A 19,531-nucleotide genomic window follows, 5' to 3' on the forward strand; every position below is an offset into this window, starting at 1 on the left:
TGACTCTCGACCATTGACCCCTCAGTAGGCTCCTTCCCCAAATGCGACGACCCAAATTGTGCGAACTAAAATATAAACGTCTAGCCAGACCGACCAGTTTCGCACGTAATAGGCATCTAGATTGACTCGTTCTTCATAGGTGATGTTGTTGCGCCCGGAGACTTGCCAGAGTCCAGTCAGCCCAGGCGAAACCTTGGTGTAAAGAGCAAACTTGTCTCCATACCGCCAGATCTCTTCATCTACAATGGGGCGTGGCCCGACCAGACTCATTTCACCGCGCAAGATGTTCCAGAGTTGGGGCAGTTCATCCAGGCTAGTGCGCCGCAAAAAGCGACCGACTCGCGTAACTCTGGGATCATCCATCAGCTTGTGATTTTTTTCCCACGATTCTTTTAGCTCAGGATGCTGTTCTAAATGCTCTTGCAGCACTTTGTCAGCATTTTGTACCATCGAGCGAAACTTCCAGGCTTTGAAATAACGCCCTCCTTGCCCAATGCGAACCTGCCCATAGAAGATCGGCCCAGGCGAATCAAGTCGAATCAGCAGAGCAATTAGACCAATGAACGGCAGAATTAACAAACCGCCAATCAGAGTAGAAATCAGGTCCATCAAAAACTTGGCAAAGCGAGGACCAGGCAAGAGCAATTGCTGACGGACCTCTAGCCCCAAGACGCCGCCCAGATCTTTGGCGGCAACCCAGAGACTAGAAAAGCCAAACAGGTCGGGAATGATCAGCAGATGGGCGAAGGTATGTCCGTAGCGTTCTAGCAGGTTCAACAGCCTGCCGCGTGGAACTCCAGGCATGGCCACGATCGCATAGGGAATTTGACGCGACTTAGCCAAAATGGGGGCTAACTCCAAGCCACCTACAACAGGCACATCGTGCAGCGATCCTTGCTTGTTAGGGTCGTCGTCCAGTACCAAAACAGGCTTTAGCCCAATCCCAGGACGACGCTTGAGCGTACGAATGACCAGATCTCCGGTTTTACCTGCCCCCAACACGAGAACAGGATAGCCCCACCATTTTTTGCCTGCAAAACAGTGGCGGACAAGCGCGCGATTTAACTGCACCAGCACTAGAGAAAGCGCCCAGGCCATCAGAAAAACGCCTCTAGAGTAAACTTCTCCTTCGCGAAACAGGAAGATAGCTGCCCCCAGAGCCAAATAGATTAGGGTAGTCGTCATGCTGGTCCAGCGCAGTTCGTCTACTGGACTGATAGCAACGCCAGGATAAAGCCCAACGGTGGCGTAAGCAAAAATAAATAAACCCAGGACGGGGTAAAGCTGAAGGTAGAGGGTGGGGTGAAATCTGCCGTCAAAAAATAGCCGCAAGTAGATACTGAGCAGACCTGCAGCGCCTAGCGCCATCAGATCTGAACTAATCATGAATAGAATGGTAGGCAACGAGCGCGTGGATATACTTAAAGCCGAAATAGTAGGCTGTAAGGTACGGTTAAGCTGCATTTCGATTTTTCTCCTCACGCTAATACTCTATGGCATCCCTCCGTCTAAATTTCGTCCATTTCTGGTCAATAAATTGAATGAGCTGTTGGCGAAAGCGTTCTGGAGAAAATCGCGCTGCATTTTGGCGCAGTTCATCCGGGCTAAAGCAGTAGATTCCTGATTCAAATTTCTGAACGGCTTCAACCAAGCTGTCCACCGTCTGGTCAGGGAAAAAGATGCCAGTTTTGCCTGCAATCACGCTTTCAGTCACTCCTCCCTTGCCATAGGCAATGACGGGTGCTCCTGCGGCTTGTGCCTCGACGGGGGCGATGCCAAAGTCTTCAGCAGCGGCAAAAACAAAGGCTTTGCAGCGGGACATGTGGTCAGCGACGACAGTATCCGGCTGGTGTCCTAAAAGCTGAATGTTAGGGGTGACGAGGCGTTCAATTTTGGGGCGATCGCCCCCATCCCCAATTACTACCAGCGGCAGTCCTAATCGAGCAAACGCCTCTACAACTAGATCCACTCGTTTGTAAGGAACAAATCGGGACAAAATTAGGTAGAAGTCATCGCGCTGATACTTGGGCTGAAACCGATCAACCGCAACAGGCGGATAGATCACCTCAGCCGGACGACGGTAAGTCTTCCAAACGCGACGGGCAACGTAGCGGGAGTTTGCCAGGAAATAGTCAACCCGGTTAGCGGTCGCCAGATCCCATAGCCGCAGGTAGTGCAGCACCAAATGGGTAAAAAATGCACCTGCTCCGCGCTCTAGCTTGCTGCCTTTAAGGTACTGCTGCTGCAAATCCCATGCGTAGCGGATGGGGGTATGCACGTAGCTGATGTGAAGTTGGTCGGCGCGGGTCATCACGCCTTTAGCGACAGCATGACTGCTCGACAGCACTAAATCATAGTCTGACAGATCAAACTGCTCGATCGCTAACGGCATGAACGGTAAATAACGGCGAAATTTCGTCTTGGCAAAAGGCAAACGTTGCAGGAAAGACGTTTGCACAGGTTTGTGGTGGATGAACGATCGCAACTCAGGCGGCAAAAACTCGACCAGGCTAAATAGATCTGCTTCCGGGTAGAGAGCCAGCATTTGTTCGACGACTCGCTCTGACCCAGCGTAAGTGACTAGCCACTCGTGAACGATCGCCGTTTTCATGGTTTATCGGATTAATCTGAAGTCTTAGACTGCGTTCAGTTAGATTGAGTTGCAGTATATCGTGCGATCGCCCCTCCCCATTCCCGAACCCAAATCCAAAATCTAAAGTCCAAAATGGCGTACCGCTTAAGTGCAGAATTTGGAGGATTTGAACGGAACATGGAATCGGGGCGATCGCTGCCTGTCAGGGTCTGTACTGCCGAGAGTAGCCTCAGACATCCCAAGCAGCTTCTTCACCTTTAGCGATGGCGATCGCTCGTCCGCTTTCCCGTTCCACGACCCACCATGTCCGGCGTGACTACTCCTTGCTGGTTCATCTACATCAAGAAGCCGGATTAAAAGGAATTAGTGTACGTGAACTGCTGCGAAAGCGCACCCAAAAGCACATCGATCAATTACTGAAGCGTTAGAGCAGTCTCGTTTACTCTCGTTACTGAGCTCTGCTTTGTAATGCAAATGAGGAAGCTCTGTCTCCTGCAATTCTCACGAATTTGATTTGCAGATGTTGCAGATATGGGTAAGGACGCATCGCAATAGGGGCGCACCGCAGTGCGCCCCTACAGAAATTGATAGGTTGCGAAACCTGTCTAGATTGGTGTTAGAAATTCTATTTCTGTTCTAACTTGAGGGACTAGCACTGTATAACTTCTGTCTTTTTGAGCGCAGTTTTGCAATTTGAGCTAGCCGCCAAAAGGCATGGTCTACATAATCTGGCAGAACTTTCAACAGGCTGCGATAGCGAAAAGGTTGCGTCACACATTGATATCCCAACCGTTGCAGATTGCCCTGATTCAAGCTTTCTAGAGCTTCCAATTCCGTTAGGCTTAGCTCATTTTGCCAGCTATTCAAGCGCCCTTTACTGATAGGTTGAAATGTTTTGGCATTCCAACCGTTTTCACCCGTTGGCACCAACTTTTCCTTCGCGTTTTTCTCGTAATATCGCAGCATAGATTCGTCAAAATCTACTCCAAGCCACGAACAAACTGCCCTAAGTTCCTGCTCTGGGTTCTCAATTAACCGCTCATATAGCACGGTGTGAAAACTTGGGTCATTCTTATGCTTCTCAGATAGATCAACCACTTTACGCCACTGCTTTGTGACTGAGAGAACGTTTGCTTGACAAGACCCTTGCCAGTTGTCGAAAGATTTTTCAGTTCGTTTGAGTGAACCATAAGTTCCTCGAACATCTCTAATGATCAGAAGCAGTTTTGCGTTTGGAAAGTATTTTTGAATTTGCTCGGTGTAATAGACGTGAACTGGGTTTTTGTCTCCCCAAAAGCGAGCATCAGAACCGATTTGCTCAAGATAAGTGCGATAAACGGTGGCAATAGCAGTTGCGTAATTTAATGCAGGAAACTGGCTTAAGTTTTGGCGCAGCAACTCTGGATCTAGCTTCCAATCAGCGAAGGATTCAACCTTATAAAGGTCAGCGAGAAACGAGTCGAGGCGATCGCTAATATCCTCTAAATGACCGTATTTCGGCTCTAATCTAACGAAAAAAAGACATTCAGATGGAACACAAAATTGAGGATGAGCAGTCAACATCAGACGCAAAAGCGTCGTTCCAGAGCGCCCCATTCCAAAGATGAAAACAGGGCGTTCTTTCAAGAGTCCTATCTGCATGTGCTATTTTTCATGGAAATGAACAGCTTCGTCCAGAATGAGACAGCCCTTTGCTTAAAGCCCCTTTCTTTGGATAGAGACTCTTATTTAGATAGAGATTTCTCATGCTCTCTTTATGTCCCTCTATCTCTTGTTATCCCCCTCAATCTTGATAGAGATAATGGGAATTAGGCTATTTCTTGTTATCTTCCTCAATCTTGATAGAGATAGTAGGAATTAAGCCGACTGGATTTTCAAACATCCTCAAGCTTTTTAATTTCCACCATTTAACCTAAATACTTGAATAAATCCGATCGCCAATTGAATTAATGGCCAACCGACCAGACAAATCAGCGTTGCGCTACGAGTCTTAAGGTTCAATCCTTCACGCACAGCAACAATCACAGCTAACAGACTCCAAACTGATAAAACCAATTCAATGGGTCGCCCTAACAGGGGAATCAGCGTCAAAAAGTTTAAGACTTGAGGTGCGTAAGCAAAGCCAATCGGGCTTAGCAATTCTCTATAGCCCGGTGTATTGCGGTAAAACCAACGCCCTAATTTCCAGATTGTGAATGTCCAGAAATAGTAGCCCACCAAAATTGCAGCACCCTGAAGCAGCAAAATCAGTGCCATCAGCGGTAGCGTCGTGCGGCTAATTAGCAAAATGACCAAACTGCCTAGCAGTTGAGATAGCGCAGCAAGCAGCACAACGGTAAGGGCTAGCCGATGGGCATGAGGAATGTGGTGAGCGTTGTCGTAGAACCCAGCCCTTAACGTCAAAGCTCTCCAAAGCGTTCTGCCTAACCCTGTTTTGGTGGTTTGCTTACTCACAATCTGTTCTTATGGCACGAGATAGATGTTATTGATGCAGTGCTGTAATTAAATAGCTACTGCTATGGCTGACCGAATTTCGGTGTGGTGGGCGATCGCCCTAATTTCCTGTATTTCATTAAAGGCTGAAAAGACTGAACATGCTTAAGCTAGTTGGGCAAATTTTGCTCTGGTTGCGAGGCGGAAGTCTAAAACTGTTGGTCATTGCTGGAATAATTCTGCTGGTGTGGGGCGTGTTTGCCCCAGTTGGCACATTGATTTGGTGGGTGCAGCAGGGAGCCAAGTTTGCAGGGCTTGGGAAAGATGCCCCTGCTTTGCCAGAAGGCGATCGCCCAACTCCTGAACCGTCTGCCGCTTCAACCAACTGCTACATCGTCTTTCTTACGGGGGTAGGAGACTTTTCGGCAAACCAGCTTACTCTGGGTGAAGAGCTATTTCTTGATCAGCTAGTTCAAGCGCACCCTAATTGCGTCGCCGTGCGAGATGTTTTTCCCTACTCAGCGGCTAACGAAAGCTTGGGCGGCAACCGATTGCTTGCACCCCTCTGGAAATTTGCCCAGGAAGCAGACGGCTGGCTGGAAAACCTGAACATTCTGATCAAAATTCGCAACCTCTGGCGGTTTGCCATCTCTGTAGATGATCGCTACGGTATCGCCTACAACCAGGGAATCGCATCGGCCATCGTAGAGCGAATGTCAGCCGAAAGCCCACTTCCTGCATCCTCAGAGCCAATCACCGTTATCCTAATCGGCACAAGTGGAGGCGCACAGGTTGCTCTGGGAGCATCACAGTATTTAGACCAATGGTTAAACGCGGAAATTTCAATGGTTTCAATCGGAGGCGTTTTTTCTGGGACAGATGGCTTCAAATCCGTCGATCAAATGTATCACTTGTACGGTCAGCGCGACTGGATTGAAGATTTGGGCGCAATTCTCTTTGCCTCTCGCTGGCCCTCAACAGTCGGTTCTCCTTTTAATCAAGCCAAACGAGAAGGCGATTATGCTGCTCAAGTCATCGGCTCTCAAGCCCATGACGGCAACGAGGGCTATTTTGGCTTAGCGCCTCAGTCTGACGGCACGACTCCCCTTGATGCAACGATAGAAGCGGTGAACCAACTACCAATTTGGCCCTAGCCTTTGCTCTCAGGTTGTTTCTATACGTCCTGCCAAAAAGACAACCCTTGAAACACTACTTAGCGTCGAGTCCGAGGGGAACGGCGTTTGCGCCCAAATAAACGGGGTCTAAAGCCATTTTGACGCTGATCCTGATTTTGTTGGTTGCCAACACCCAGACGGAACTGACTAAACCGCTCTCTAATCAATCGAGCAGACACGCTTTCCGAACCTTTAGGTTGTTCACCCGATTTCCTTTCAGGTGTTTCCTTGGATTGCAAACCCCAGGCAATAATGCCTGCGGCTAACCCCGCCAGCGCACCTAAAAAAATGCTGAGTATGACTGAATAGCCCAACAGAGCAAAGGTCAGCAAAAACAGCATCCAGACTTTTAGCCCAGTAGAAAATCCATCATTGGTGGTCGTTTTTGACATTGCCCCTCCTCTTATCGCCCTTGTCAACAGTATGACGGATGGGAATTGTGATGAGGCAGTTCTTTATCGAGTGCAACATATGGCGCAGGTTCCTCAAGTTGGGAGAAGAAAAGGGGTAAGGCTGAGCCCTACCCCTTTTCTTCTCCTAACCTGTATGGCTACAGATATATATTGGTCATGGGATACAGGTCATTCGTCACTAGTTACTAGTCATGCGGCAACCTCGGCGAATTTTGGTTACTGGAGGGGCTGGGTTTATTGGGTCTAATTTTGTGCATTATTGGTGCAAAAAGTATCCAGGCGATCGCCTCCTCGTCCTTGATGCGCTCACCTATGCAGGTAATCGCCAAAACCTGGCTGATTTGGAAGGGGTGGCAAACCTGCGATTTGTCCAGGGTAATATTTGCGATCGCGCCCTGGTCGATCGATTGCTTCAGGAAGAGGCGATCGATACCATTACTCACTTTGCTGCTGAATCTCATGTCGATCGCTCCATTCTCGCACCCGCAAACTTCATTCAAACTAACCTGGTAGGCACATTCACCTTACTCGAAGCCTTTCGACAGCATTGGGAAACGAGGGGGAAACGGGAGGGCGATTACCCCGAGGGGGTAACTGCTTCGCATCGCTTCCTCCAAGTTTCAACCGACGAAGTGTATGGCAGTCTTGGTGCCAATGATCCGTCCTTTACTGAAACTACTGCCTACGCTCCTAATAGCCCCTACTCCGCTTCTAAAGCAGGCAGCGATCATCTGGTCAGAGCCTACTATCGCACCTATGGCTTACCTACCCTGACCACTCACTGTTCAAACAACTACGGCCCTTATCACTTTCCCGAAAAGTTAATCCCGTTGATGTGTATCCACATCCTGCTGGGTAAACCTCTCCCCGTCTATGGTGATGGCAGCAACATTCGAGACTGGCTGCATGTAGAGGATCACTGTCAGGCATTAGATCTCGTCCTTCATCAAGGACGTGTTGGCGAAACCTACAACATCGGAGGGGATAATCAAGTGAGCAACATTGACTTGGTGCAAACCCTTTGTGATGTGATGGATGAATTGGCTCCTGAACTGCCCGTTCGTCCGGCTCGCCGACTCATCACCTTTGTGAAAGATCGACCCGGACACGATCAGCGCTATGCCCTTGATATCCACAAAATCAAAAGTGAGTTGGGCTGGATACCCACCATAACTTTTACAGCAGGGCTGCGACAAACGGCCCAATGGTACTTAGACCATCCAGATTGGTGGCAACCTTTACTGTCAGCTAGAAAAACAGTAATTCAATAGTATTTCCCTACAAAGGGAGACAGTCCAAAAAATCAAGCCAAAACCCTGTAAATATAGATTTTGTGTACTCAAGCCAACCTGTCTGGTGACTACAAGCATTTAGAGCTAACTTTACCTATCAACCGCCGCAGATGACCTTTGAATTTCAACAAATAACTCCTCAATGGTCGGCGTGCATGGGCGTTGTTAGACTGCGATCGCTTACTTCAAGCATGAGCATGGTGCGTTTCCAGAAATCTATCGGTGGAGTAGCAGGAGTTGTATTAAGGAACGCACCCTACAAGATCGGCGATCGCACTAACGGCGACATTCACTGGCTGCCAAGATTCTCTTAATCCTATCCGACCGATCTCAACGGTCCGGTGCAATGAAGGGTTAGGGTGCGACAATTCACCAAGCTACATTTGGTCATACCCTGAGATGCCCCTTTTCTTACGAAACTGTACTGGATGCAGTAAGTATTCATATAACTCCGGATCTTCGTTAATGTCTGTAAAACCCTTAATAATTTTGATGTTTGGAAGTGCAGCAACAACAGCTTCGAGGACAGCGTTAGCCTCACGGTTGAAAGCATTGCATACCTGTTGCTGCCAAAGAGAAGGGAGCATCTGATACACAGGATTAAGGTATGAAGAGTACCAAATACCAAGGTTTGCAACTTTCTGTATAAGCTCCTCAGATAAACCGAGATTTTTCATGTCTTCAAGATTTAAATAATAATTCTGTTCTTTATCAATCAACTCACAAGAATAGTCATAGAGAGAAAACGTCAAGGTTTTGTGTTCTTTCATGCAGCTTCTGGTTCTAAATAGAGGTATCAAAGTTTTAATCCTCTAGACTATTCTTCTGATCAAGACACAGCAGCCTAACAGTGCGCTTGAGCGGCTGCAAACTGATTCTATAGAGCTAGTCCTAGAAGATTGGCTGCCGGACTAATCAATTCTCGGCAATCTCCAGCTCGTGAATGTTCCATAATGCGCCACCGAGAGCAGAGAATTTAACGTTTTGGATGCGATCGCGCACTGCTGTCAGCGTTAAAGGATTCACCAAATAGATAAACGGCAGATATTGCTGAGTGATAATCTGGCTCTCTGCATAAATGGCTCGACGCTCTGCTTCATCAACGGTTTGCGCTCCGCGAATATAAAGCTGCTCGATTTGCTTCTCCCAATCGGCTACGACTCGCCCTTCAATCGGGAGTTGTCCGGATTGGGCAGCCTGATTAAAACGGTGCGATCGCCCTTCTGTTAACCAAACATTTGCACCGCCGTTTGGCTCTACGCCACCTGTCAAACCTAGCAAGTAACATTCCCAGTTGAGGTCGCTGTTGAGTTTATTTAGCAGAGTGTTAAAGGCAAGCGGAGCAAAGTCTACCTGAATTCCAATGCGGCTGAGGTCTTGCTTAATCTGTGCTCCCATTGCTTCCCGCACTTTATTGCCAGAATTAGTAATCATCGTGAAGCGAACGCGATTTCCCTCAGCATCGAGTAACTGTCCCTCAGCGTTGTATTGAAATCCAGCGTTGAGCAACAGTTCTCTAGATTTGTCCAGGTTGTAATCATAGACAGGTAGCCCTTCCTCAGACGAGATAAAGTAGGGGCTTTGAACAGAGATCGGTGAGTCTTGAAGCTGACCCAAGCCTTGAAAGGTGTTGTTAATCATCTTTTGGCGATCGATCGCGTGGGCGATCGCCTGCCGAAACTCAACGGTGTTAAACCAACGAGATTTGATCGGGTCAACCAGCGGAACTCCATTGCGTTTTCCCTGGTTGAGGTTAAAGGCAAAGAAACTCGTTCCAGGGGCAGGGCCACCTTCATAAATCGTGAAGTCGCCTCGCTGTTCTTCTCGCTTGAGCAAAGAGAAGTAGTCAGGTTGAAGACTCAGCAGATCCAGCCCGCCAGAACGAAACTGGACAAGCGAATTGTCGGTTGATTCAACAATCTGCCAGACGATACGCTCGATGTAAGGTTGCGGATTGCTCTGGCTGTCTCGTCGCCAATAGTTTGGGTTGCGTCGAAAGATGATGCGCTGGCTGGTGATGTAGCTGGCAATTTGATAAGGACCACTGCCCACAAGCTCAGCCAGCTCGGTATCCGTGCCCAAAGCAGAGATAAACAGCGGCTCCCCTTCAGAGTTTTTAGTGGTCACCAGTTCCCGTAGCGAGTGGGCAGGCAAGATATACAAACTCATACTGCGTAGCAGCGGCGCAAAAGGTTCGGGGGATGTGACTTCAACGCGCCGCTGGTCAAGCTTCCGCACGGTTGGCAAGACTCCTGCTTGTCCAATTCTCAACACATCTCGAATCGAGGTAGGAATGTCTTCGTTGAAGTAAAGTTCGTTGTAGGTGAATACTACGTCGTCAGCGGTGAGCGGTGCTCCATCTGACCATTGCAGCCCTTCGCGTAAGGTGAAGACAATGCGCTGAGCGTCTTCAGACACTTCCCAGCTTTCTGCCAATGCAGGCTCAATTTCACCCGTTAAACCGTTTTCGGTGATTAGTCCTTCGTAAATAAAGCCAAAAACGCTGGGAGATTCAGTGCTGATCAGGTAATTGAAGGTTTTAGGTTCGCTCAGCAGGCTAATCAGGAGTTGGGGAACCTGGGCTGCTTCGGTTCTAAAATGCGCTAGATCACAAGCGGTCAGGGCGATCGCCATTACCCCAACTAGCATTACTGTTAAAAACCTGTGGAACCAGGAACCTGTAAACTGCTTGAGGTTACTGATTCTGGTCATATTAACAACTCGCTCTTACTGCTACTTCATCTGTTATTCCAATACAGTAACAGGTGTACCAACACCGACCTGGTGAAATAGCTCCTTAAATATCTCAAAAATAAATTGGGGTGGTGGGAGCAACGTCCACACCACCCCAATTCATTACTTAAATCCCATCAGCAGAATGAGCCAAGCTCATCTGCTTAGATAGGGACTCAAACGTTTACCAAAGCGCCCTAATTCCACCATCGGTACCAGCACCACCACCCGAGCTAGTTCCATTGGTGTTGAAGTTTTGCTGAGTTGTGCCACCTGTCCCGCCAGTGCTATTACCTGGAGTTGCACCACCCGCACCACCAGTTCCAGCGCCTGGAACTGTGCCACGACCAGTGCCACCAGTTCCAGTACCGCCCGTACCGCCCGTACCACCTGTGCCTGGAACAGTTGTGCCGCTACCCGCACCGCCACCAGTACCACCCGTGCCGCTGCCACCCGTGCCACCAGTACCACCGCCTGTGCCACCTGTGCCGCTACCTGAACCTGTGCCGCCCGTGCCGCCACCCGTGCCACCGCCTGGAGCAACCGTGCCAGTACCACCAGTACCCGTACCACCCGTGCCTGTGCCACCGCCCGTGCCCGTGCCACCACCAGTACCACCAGTACCACCCGTGCCGCCACCAGTACCACCCGTGCCACTGCCACCTGTGCCGCCACCAGTACCACCAGCACCGCCAGTACCACTACCTGGAACACTGGTGCCGCCACTATCAGTACCGCTGCCGCTGCCGCCGCTGCTACTACCACCGTCACTACCGCCGCTGCCACCTGTGCTGCCGCCGCTACCGCCGCCGCTGCCACCACTGCTACCACCGCTGCCACCGCCGCTGCTACCACCACCGCTTTGGGATACTAGCTGCCCAGATGTCGAAGTAGGCTGGTTGGAGTCCATGGAGCTAGCTTGGATGAAAGCCAGAGCCGGAAGGCTAAACAAAGCGCTGGCAGTCACAATACCAGCGAAGCTAGCAAGCTTCACACCTAAATTTTTGTCGTTTCTAAAATTCATTGCTATTCCTTTATGGCAAATTGAAACAAAGACATCCATCCAATCCACGATTCGTTGGGTAGAAAGGCGAAGAAGAGAACACTGGTTAAATGAGAAGCCAGATTGGGCTGGGCTGCACCAGCCTCAAATTTCAAACCGTATTTTCTCAATCTGTCTAATTAACGAATTTAACTTGACAAAGGAATTAGTTTCCCTATCCGAGGGGGAGGATTCATCTTCACGTAATTTTGTAAACCTGCATACAAAAAATGTAATAACAGCTCTTCACAGCAAAGCGTGAAGGATGGGGAGGATGCCCTTTCCTCCATCCCTCACGCTTTGCTGTGATTGAGAATTACTGTGTGACCTGATTCACGGCATGGCTGGCTTCTGATGATGAACTTCAATCACCGTATGGACGTTACCCCGTGGGGCAAAGTCGCCTTTGATCGTGGACTCCAGCGGATCGCAGGCAGCAACAAAGTCATCCAGGATTTGGTTAACTGATTCTTCGTGTGAAATGTAGCGATCGCGATAGCTATTGATATAAAGTTTGATTGCTTTTAGCTCCACAACCCGCTCATTCGGGACATAGTTGATGGCGATCGTGGCGAAGTCAGGATAACCAGAAAACGGACACTTGCAGGTAAATTCTGGCAGCGTAATTTGAATGGTGTATCGCCGTCCCAGACGCGGATTGGGAAATGTGATTAACTGACCTTCGGCAATGTGGCGTTCGCCATACTTCGTCTCTGCCGAAGCTTCAGTTAGTGACTCAGCAAAATTTTCAGACCCGCTAAGTGGGCTGGATTGGACGGATGGGTGATTCATGATCAATCAATTTATGGCAAATTTGTTGACGATTAGCGGTCAGATTGCTCAAAATTCCACTATTCTGGGGCATATATTCGGAGCAACTGTTCTATGGACACTAAGTTTGGCTCTCAAGAGCCAATCAGGAGTATTTCATAGAAGTCTAATAAAATAAATGCCTAAAAACCTGCCGTCGTTTCCACACAGTTTTCTCAATTCTTGCTCTGAATCTCTTGCTCTCAATTCGCCAAGTCGATGAACAACCTCAACCTTGAGCCTTCCATGAGAACTTCACCTGTTCCCGGACAAACCCCATCAGGAAATGCCTACGCCCCTTCGGTGCCCATTTCGGTTTATCGGCAACTGGCAGCCGAACTGCAATCGGCAAAAGCGACGGCAGAGTTGTTAAGCAACCAAAATCAGCAGTTGACTCGCCAAAACCAGCAGCTGCGGGAAGAAATTGACCGCGTTGTGCAAGTGGCTTCTCAGCTTCAGCAGATGGCAAACTCGTTCCCCGATTTGCCCCAGCCTCCCCCAATTGAGCCATTTGAGATTCCACTGGAAATGGTTACGCCCATTCGTCAGGTAGCACCCCAACCCGTTGCAGCACCGCGCCCGGTTCGTACCAAACCAGCGCCAACTCCAGTGCAGATGATCGAAATGGGAGCGATCGCCCCAAAGGGGGAACTGCTTCGCACCGCCAAGCCTACGAATAGGCCGCAGTCGCCTGAGCCAATGATTTTGTCAAATGAACTGTTTACGGAGCAGGAAGAACCGCGATCGCGCCGTCCTGCTCCGCCTGAAGCTGCAAAAGACCTAAACGGAATCTGGCTCACGGTAATCATCGGCTTTATTGTAATCACAGCTTTTGGCGCAGGCTTTATGGTTGTGCGCCCACTATTGCCAAGTCGCTAAACGGCTTCTGAGGAATGCTAGCGGCCCTACCCAATTGGCACTAAGACAAAAAATGAGCGAGGATGAATCCTCGCTCATTTTTTGTCTTTAACCTAAGTGACAACGTAACGTTAATCACTGGTAACGCTGCTGCGAATGCGCTTTTGAACTCGCATACGCAGAGAAGTCACGACAATATACAGGATTGGAACGATAAACAGGCTCAGGAAAGTGGCAACCAGCATTCCACCAAACACCGCTGTTCCAAGAGATTGACGGCTACCTGCACCCGCACCAGTGGCGATCGCAAGTGGAAAGATGCCGACCAGTGTTGAAATAGCGGTCATGAGAATGGGGCGGAGTCGCTGCTGCGATGCTTCAACGGCAGCTTTAGTGACTGAAAGCCCAGTTTCACGCAATTGGTTGGCAAACTCCACAATCAGAATTGAGTTTTTACTTGCTAGACCAATTAGCATCACCAGACCAACCTGACAATAAACGTCGTTCTCTAAACCCCGAAGGAGTTGGGCCGAGAGCGCACCCAAAATCGCTAGAGGCACTGCCAGCATGATAATCAGCGGATCAATGTAGTTTTCGTACTGGGCAGACAGCACCAGAAACACAAGCAGCAAACCTAATCCAAAAATCAGCGGGGCCTGTCCGCCTGACTGAATCTCCTCCAGCGACGTGCCTGACCATTCATAAGACAGGTTAGGAGGAAGAACTTGAGCCGCAACCTGCTCCATGTGCTCGATCGCATCTCCAGAACTGTAGCCAGGAGCCGGACTCCCTGTAATTTCAATCGAGCGGTACAGGTTGTAGTGATTAATTGTCTGTGCGCCTGTTTGTGGAGTGAGAGTCACCAAATTGCTTAGCGGAATCATCTCATCTCGTGCCGAGCGAACATAGAGTTGACCAATATCCTCTGGTTTAGAGCGAAACTGCTCGTCTGCCTGCACATAGACACGATAATTTCTGCGTCCCAGCACAAAGTCATTCACGTACTGAGAGCCGATCGCCGTTTGCATGGTGTTATAAACATCTTCCACCGAAATCCCCAAAGCTTCTGTAGCGTCCCGGTTGACCTCAACTAGAAGTTGGGGGGTAGCGGCAGCATAGGTGCTAAAGACATTTTGCAAGCCTGGGTCTTGGTTAGCAGCACCCAGGAGTTGCCCAAAGCTTTGCAGCAAAGCGTTCAAGTCATTGTTACTGCCACGATCTTGAAGCTGAAAGGTAAAGCCGCCATAAGTACCCAAACCCTGAATCGGAGGTGGGTTGATTGGAAAAGCTCTGGCTTCTGCAATTTGCGAGAACTTGCCAAACAGACCGCCAATGATGCCCTGTACAGTTTGACTCAATTCTCGCCGATCTTCCCAAGGCTGAAGTGTGGTGAAGATAACTCCGCTATTGGCAGTGTTGCCACTGCCAAGACTGAATCCGCCAACTGAAAACACACCTAGGCCTTCAGGGAGCGCAATCAGCTCCTCTTCAATCCCCTGCATGACTTCATCGGTGTAGCTTAATGACACCCCTTCTGGAGCCTGAACTACGGTAATAAAGTAGCCCTGGTCTTCCTCAGGCAGAAATCCGGTGGGGACGAGAGTGTATACAAAGGCAGTCAGTCCAATGAGAGCAACAAATACGATCACGATGATCGCCTTCAACTGCACGAGCTTGTTAAGCGATCGCTCATAGCCTCGTCGAGTCCAATCGAGGAATCGATTGAACCGTTCAAACCCCCAGCCCAACCAACCTGATGGGCTCTGCCCCCGTCGCAACAACAGTGCTGAAAGAGAAGGAGTGAGCGTGAGTGCCAGGAAGGTAGAAACTAGGATGGAAAAAGCGATCGTCAACGCAAACTGGCGATAAAGCGCTCCCGTTGTACCGGGAAAAAATGCTACTGGTACAAACACCGCCATCAACACCAACGAGGTTGCAATGACTGCCCCCGTTAGCTCATGCATAGAAGCCGAAGCTGCTTGCCGGGGACTCATGCCCTCCTGCTGAATCAGGCGGCTAATGTCCTCAACTACGACAATCGCGTCGTCTACCACCATCCCCGATGCTAACGTCAGCCCAAACAACGTTAGCGTATTGATTGAGAAGCCAAAGGCTTTAACAAAGATAAAAGTACCGATCAACGCAACTGGAATCGTAATACTTGGAATCAGGGTAGTGCGCCAATCTTGCAGGAAGATAAAAATGATCAGGATAACTAGCCCAACTGCAATAAAGAGTGTAACCAGTACTTCCTCTAGAGAAGCTTCCACAAACGAGGTCGTGTCGAAGGCAACCCGGTATTCTAACCCTGGTGGAAAAGTTTCTGCTAGTCTTGCCATTTCTGCTTTAACAGCGGTGGCAACCTCGATCGCATTACTGCCTGGAAGCTGAGTAACCCCTAAACCAATTGCCTCTCTGCCCCGATACCTGAGAAATGAGTTATAGTCTTCGGCACCTAGCTCAACTCGCCCCACATCTCTAAACTTGATTAACGTCCCATCGTCCTCTGTTCTCAGCACCAATTCCTCGAATTGAGCAGGGTCAGTGAGACGGCTCTGGGTTCGCAGGTCAAGTTGATAAAGCTGCTCATCGGGAGCAGGCTGCTGTCCAATGCGTCCAATACCGACCTGCAAGTTTTGAGAATTGATTGCATCAACTACATCCTGGGGAGTCAGGTTGCGGCTGGCTAATCGAGTGGGATCAAGCCACAGACGCATGGCGTATTGGCGTTCACCAAAGATTTGAACGTTGCCAACGCCTCGGATGCGCTTAATTGCATCAACCAGATAAAGGTCAGTGTAGTTACTTAGAAAAAGTGGGTCGTATCGGTCATCTTCGGTAAAGACTCCAATCGCTAGCAAAAAGTTACTAGACTCTTTGTTCACTACAACGCCTGTACGCTGAACCGATTCGGGTAACTGGGGCTGGGCAACAGATACCCGGTTCTGCACGTCAACCGCAGCAATGTCGATGTCTCGCGAACTGTCAAAGGTGACAGTAATTGTGCTGGTGCCAGTGTTGCTGCTGCTTGAGGACATGTATCTCAAGCCCTGCACCCCGTTAATTTCACGTTCTAGGATGCTGGTGACACTACTTTCTACTGTTTCAGCGTCAGCACCTGTGTAGATTGAGGTAACAGTCACCTGGGGAGGCGCGATTTCTGGATATTGAGCGATTGGTAAGGTCGGAATGCTGATCGCTCCCGCTAGCAGAATGATGATAGCGCAGACCGTAGCAAAGACAGGCCGCTTGATGAAAAAATCGACAAACATGGGAGTAGGGGATGAGGGGTAGGAGGCAGATCAGGTGAAGGTGGCGTAGGGTAGCTTTGATCTGGGCTAGTTTTCAACCTTGCTCTTGTCCGCCTGCACCCTGCTGGGGTTGAGGTGCAATAGGGATGCCATCAGCAAGGTTCAGTACTCCGGAAACGACGACTTGTTCTCCAGGCTCTAAGCCTTCAATGACGTGATAGTTGTTGCCTTGAATGTTGCCTAGCTCCACCGGTTTCTGTCGGGCAATGAGTGAGGGTGCTTCTGCAGGTGCTTGTCCTTGTTGGGGTGGGGCTTGTCCTGCTTCGGGCTGTCCTTCTTCAGCAGAAGGTGTTTCAGCGACAAAGACAAAGGTTTCTCCACCCAGACGAGAGATGGCTGCGGTTGGAATTAAAACTCCAGGGCTTTCATCCCAAATTACACGGGCGCGAACAAACTGCCCTGCTCGCAAACGTCCATCCGGGTTGTCAAAGTTGGCTTTGACGAGAATGCTTTGGGCGGCTGTATTAACCTGGGGTGCAGTAAAGTTAATTCGACCAACGGTGAGAGGGTTTCCCTGAGCATCGATCAGTTCAACTCGCTGTCCGGTTCGCAAGTCGGGTCCCCGTTCCAAGGGAATGGAGATCTCTAACTCCAGGGCTTGGTCTTGGGTAACACTGGTAACAATATCTCCGGCATTCACAAAATCGCCAACCTTGGCAGGAATGTCACCAATTGTGCCCGCGAAGGGCGCTTCGATGACGGTGTCTTGAAGCTGGGCGTTAGAGGCGGCAGCGTTGGCTTGCGCTTGCTGCAGAGCGGATTCGGACTCAGCCAGGTCGGCGCGGGAAGCCTGAATCCGCTGGTCGGTGGCATTGAGGGTGGCGATCGCACTGCGGCGATCGCGTTCAACCTGATCTAGCTGATCTTGGGCTAAAGCTCCCTCCTGCACCAACTGAGAGGTGCGACGGAAGTTTTCATTTTGCAGGTCAACTTCAGCTACCGCTGCAATCCGTTCTGCTTGAAGTGCCTGAAGTTCTGAAGCACTGCTGGCGCGAGTGGCACGGGCTGAGTTGACAGCAGCCAGCACGCTAGCGTATTCTGCAGCTCTCTGATCGGGACTTAGCAGCACCAGCGGTTGACCCACTTCTACGGTGTCACCCGGTTGCACCAAAATCTCAGTCACCCGTCCATCAATTTCGGGACGCAAATCGACTGAACGGCGGGAGGTCAGAGTTCCGACAAACTCAGAGGATTCTGAAACGGTTGAGGTTTCTACAGTTTGTAGCTGCACTGGGGCAGCTTGAGCCTGAGCCGCACCGGGGCCAGCAGGAGCAGCCGCATTGCGAGACTGCCACCAGCGCCAGCCAAAGCCGAGCCCTAGCAACACAATCAGGACACTGAGCACTGTCAACCAGGGGCGACCCTTGCGAGGGGAAGGGGAAGGCTCACGCGAGACAGAAAAATCATCTACTTGGCGGTCGGCGGTCGCAGGTTGCCCTAAATCTGAAGGGTCATGCGGTTCGGGGGGTACCATACTTCTGCTCCAATCTGCGACTCAACCTGTGAAGAACTATCCAATAAAAAGCTTTTAAAAAACTTCACCCAAGTGGGTCATTGGTTGATTGACTAAAAATGGGGCTAGATCGCAGTTCCAAGCAGCATGGCTACAAGAGCGCTGCAAAAGTAAGAACTGGAAAAGATTATATGCGTACTATTTTAGTGAATCAGGACAGTTTCTACAAAATTGGAAGTTGAAGAGATTGGGAAGCTAGAGTGTACCACTCTGAATTGATGGAGCTGTAGCAAGCTTCTCGGCACTCCCCTGCATCGCCTCAATCTCTGACGGTAGCCAGGAACGGGCCGTCTGACAGTGATGAGCAACCAGTAGCCCCCACAGCCCAGAAGAATTAAGAATTGGAACGACGAGATTGGCGCGAACTCTCATGCTGCGCAGAAATTCTCGGTGGCAGGGGTGAATCGGCTCTACCTCAATGTCGGCGATCGCCCTTACCCTGCCTGCCTCATACATCGCAGCATATTCATCGTTAAAGCACTCATCTGGACCCGTCGAGCCAAAAATCGAAAACTTGCTGGAGCTAAGCGACTCAAAGGTTACTTGCCCTTTCCATTGGCGATAGAAGTAATACAAAACTACGCGATCGACCTGAAGCAAATTCCGCAATTGATTGGTTGTTTGCTGAATCAAAGTATCTCGCTCTAGCCGCTGAGAAAGCCGATTCACAACCTGCTCTAATCCAGGGTCGGAGTAGGTCTCTAAATTGGGGTTAGCCTTTGGTTCAAATTTTTTTCGCACGGGTCTTGTAGCTTTGGCAACCTAACAAAATTGCAATATCATTTTATCCAGAAATGCTGTTTTTCTAAAACTGTCAATGGGTTGAGACAGTTGAGACAAAAGTCAAACTGCGAACACCAAAACTGAAAAGTCACCCACCACAATCAAACAGAAGTTGTCAACGGAGGAAAATAATGAGACTCGGCATTGGAGTAGCCGCTTTTCTTTTGACTCTTTTTTGTTTTGCTCTACCGGCGCAAGCAGCAAATTCTGATGCGCTGAGTCATCTGCTAGAAAGTCGGAGTTGTCTGGGCTGTGACCTGAAAAATGCCGATTTACAAGACGCAGATTTGAGGGCAGTCAACCTCAAGGGAGCCGACCTGAGCGGCGCAAATTTAAGTGGCGCAAACCTGATGGCGGCGAATTTGCAGCAGGCAAATCTAAGCAAGGCTAACTTGAGCAATTCCACCGTGTTTGGGGTGAATTTGTTCAACGCTAATCTGCGTCAGGCAAACATTAAGGGAGTGAGATTTGGTAGCGCCAGATTTTGTCACACGACCCTGCCTGATGGAAAAGTCTTCAACCAGGATTGCTGAGAGGATGCCTGAGAACTAACCCATGTTTCACGTAGGGGCGAA

Annotated in this window: 19 protein-coding genes; 6 read left to right on the plus strand and 13 right to left on the minus strand. The window is 49.7% G+C overall.

Translation table 11 applies throughout. The features are described from left to right. Positions 1-21 precede the first annotated feature (21 nt). The 3 genes from wbaP to H6G00_RS29450 are packed head-to-tail and all read right to left on the minus strand — an operon-like array spanning position 22 to position 2,835. Positions 22-1,464: an undecaprenyl-phosphate galactose phosphotransferase WbaP gene (gene wbaP, locus H6G00_RS29440; protein ID WP_190686060.1), complete on the minus strand. Its 1,443-nt coding sequence runs from the start codon at positions 1,462-1,464 to the stop codon at positions 22-24. 19 nt (positions 1,465-1,483) lie between these two features. Then, positions 1,484-2,611, minus strand: coding sequence for a glycosyltransferase family 4 protein (locus H6G00_RS29445; RefSeq protein WP_190799438.1), 1,128 nt, complete (start codon positions 2,609-2,611; stop codon positions 1,484-1,486). Positions 2,612-2,646: 35 nt separating this feature from the next. Continuing rightward, positions 2,647-2,835 carry a hypothetical protein gene (locus tag H6G00_RS29450; RefSeq protein ID WP_190799439.1) on the minus strand — a complete coding sequence of 63 codons (189 nt, stop codon included), beginning with the start codon at positions 2,833-2,835 and terminating at the stop codon, positions 2,647-2,649. Positions 2,836-2,856: 21 nt separating this feature from the next. Here H6G00_RS29450 and H6G00_RS29455 point away from each other — a divergent pair, with 21 nt between their 5' ends. Continuing rightward, a complete protein-coding gene (locus H6G00_RS29455; protein WP_190799440.1) occupies positions 2,857-3,021 on the plus strand; it encodes a hypothetical protein in 165 nt (54 codons plus the stop codon). A gap of 208 nt (positions 3,022-3,229) precedes the next feature. On the opposite strand, the gene H6G00_RS29460 is transcribed toward H6G00_RS29455, so the two are convergent. Further along, positions 3,230-4,219 carry a sulfotransferase gene (locus H6G00_RS29460; RefSeq protein WP_190799441.1) on the minus strand — a complete coding sequence of 330 codons (990 nt, stop codon included), beginning with the start codon at positions 4,217-4,219 and terminating at the stop codon, positions 3,230-3,232. A gap of 267 nt (positions 4,220-4,486) precedes the next feature. Next, positions 4,487-5,050 (minus strand): YIP1 family protein, encoded by a 564-nt coding sequence (locus H6G00_RS29465; RefSeq protein WP_190686179.1) that lies wholly within the window; start codon positions 5,048-5,050, stop codon positions 4,487-4,489. A 137-nt stretch (positions 5,051-5,187) separates the two neighbouring features. Between H6G00_RS29465 and H6G00_RS29470 the strand changes: the two genes are divergently transcribed. After that, positions 5,188-6,180, plus strand: coding sequence for a hypothetical protein (locus tag H6G00_RS29470; protein WP_190799442.1), 993 nt, complete (start codon positions 5,188-5,190; stop codon positions 6,178-6,180). Between the two features lie 59 nt (positions 6,181-6,239). Here H6G00_RS29470 and H6G00_RS29475 read toward each other — a convergent pair whose 3' ends face one another. Beyond that, positions 6,240-6,593: a hypothetical protein gene (locus H6G00_RS29475; RefSeq protein WP_190686043.1), complete on the minus strand. Its 354-nt coding sequence runs from the start codon at positions 6,591-6,593 to the stop codon at positions 6,240-6,242. Positions 6,594-6,805: 212 nt separating this feature from the next. On the opposite strand from H6G00_RS29475, the gene rfbB reads away from it, so the two are divergent. Both rfbB and H6G00_RS29485 read left to right on the plus strand, forming a co-directional pair. Beyond that, the gene (gene rfbB / locus H6G00_RS29480; protein ID WP_190643016.1) at positions 6,806-7,885 is read left to right on the plus strand and encodes a dTDP-glucose 4,6-dehydratase; all 1,080 of its coding nucleotides are present in this window, start codon (positions 6,806-6,808) and stop codon (positions 7,883-7,885) included. Between the two features lie 131 nt (positions 7,886-8,016). Continuing rightward, a complete protein-coding gene (locus H6G00_RS29485) occupies positions 8,017-8,220 on the plus strand; it encodes a hypothetical protein (RefSeq protein ID WP_190643164.1) in 204 nt (67 codons plus the stop codon). Positions 8,221-8,283: 63 nt separating this feature from the next. Here H6G00_RS29485 and H6G00_RS29490 read toward each other — a convergent pair whose 3' ends face one another. The 4 genes from H6G00_RS29490 to queF form a co-directional block, all read right to left on the minus strand. Next, positions 8,284-8,676: a hypothetical protein gene (locus tag H6G00_RS29490; protein ID WP_190643017.1), complete on the minus strand. Its 393-nt coding sequence runs from the start codon at positions 8,674-8,676 to the stop codon at positions 8,284-8,286. 145 nt (positions 8,677-8,821) lie between these two features. Beyond that, positions 8,822-10,618 carry an ABC transporter substrate-binding protein gene (locus H6G00_RS29495; protein ID WP_190799443.1) on the minus strand — a complete coding sequence of 599 codons (1,797 nt, stop codon included), beginning with the start codon at positions 10,616-10,618 and terminating at the stop codon, positions 8,822-8,824. A 205-nt stretch (positions 10,619-10,823) separates the two neighbouring features. Then, positions 10,824-11,663: a hypothetical protein gene (locus H6G00_RS29500; protein WP_190799444.1), complete on the minus strand. Its 840-nt coding sequence runs from the start codon at positions 11,661-11,663 to the stop codon at positions 10,824-10,826. Between the two features lie 351 nt (positions 11,664-12,014). After that, entirely contained in the window at positions 12,015-12,473 is a 459-nt protein-coding gene (queF, locus tag H6G00_RS29505; RefSeq protein ID WP_190643020.1) for a preQ(1) synthase, read from the minus strand. A gap of 264 nt (positions 12,474-12,737) precedes the next feature. On the opposite strand from queF, the gene H6G00_RS29510 reads away from it, so the two are divergent. Continuing rightward, positions 12,738-13,370, plus strand: coding sequence for a cell division protein ZapB (locus tag H6G00_RS29510; protein ID WP_190799445.1), 633 nt, complete (start codon positions 12,738-12,740; stop codon positions 13,368-13,370). A 110-nt stretch (positions 13,371-13,480) separates the two neighbouring features. Here the strand turns inward: H6G00_RS29510 and H6G00_RS29515 are convergent, their stop codons facing one another. From H6G00_RS29515 to H6G00_RS29525, 3 genes are all read right to left on the minus strand, one after another. After that, a complete protein-coding gene (locus tag H6G00_RS29515; protein ID WP_190799446.1) occupies positions 13,481-16,621 on the minus strand; it encodes an efflux RND transporter permease subunit in 3,141 nt (1,046 codons plus the stop codon). Between the two features lie 73 nt (positions 16,622-16,694). Then, positions 16,695-18,134, minus strand: coding sequence for an efflux RND transporter periplasmic adaptor subunit (locus H6G00_RS29520; protein ID WP_190799447.1), 1,440 nt, complete (start codon positions 18,132-18,134; stop codon positions 16,695-16,697). Positions 18,135-18,368: 234 nt separating this feature from the next. Beyond that, entirely contained in the window at positions 18,369-18,914 is a 546-nt protein-coding gene (locus tag H6G00_RS29525) for a GAF domain-containing protein (RefSeq protein ID WP_190799448.1), read from the minus strand. Positions 18,915-19,087: 173 nt separating this feature from the next. On the opposite strand from H6G00_RS29525, the gene H6G00_RS29530 reads away from it, so the two are divergent. Continuing rightward, on the plus strand, positions 19,088-19,489 hold the full coding sequence (locus H6G00_RS29530) for a pentapeptide repeat-containing protein (RefSeq protein WP_190799449.1): 402 nt from the start codon (positions 19,088-19,090) through the stop codon (positions 19,487-19,489). Positions 19,490-19,531: the final 42 nt, after the last annotated feature.

Source organism: Leptolyngbya sp. FACHB-541 (genome assembly GCF_014695875.1).
In the GTDB taxonomy this organism is placed as follows: domain Bacteria; phylum Cyanobacteriota; class Cyanobacteriia; order Elainellales; family Elainellaceae; genus JAAUTN01.